Here is a 208-nt window from a genome sequence, read left to right on the forward strand (position 1 = left end):
CCGCTCAGATCGACGCGCAGCACCAGGGTGTTGACGAAGAAGCCCACCACGTCGTCCAGCGCGGGATCGCGCCGCCCAGCGATCGGAAAGGCTACCGCCACATCAGAATTCGCGCTGAGCTTGGCCAGCAGCACCGCCAGCGCCGCCTGCACGACCATGAAACTGGTCGCGTTGTGTGCATGTGCCAGGCGGGTGACCTGTTGCTGAA

Annotated in this window: 1 protein-coding gene; it reads right to left on the bottom strand. The window is 64.9% G+C overall.

What is annotated here, in order from left to right:
• A partial coding sequence (locus tag ACYQ8K_RS30385) for a condensation domain-containing protein (RefSeq protein ID WP_459975106.1) occupies window positions 1-208 on the bottom strand: 208 nt, incomplete at both ends.

This window comes from Mycobacterium sp. MUNTM1, assembly GCF_054660795.1.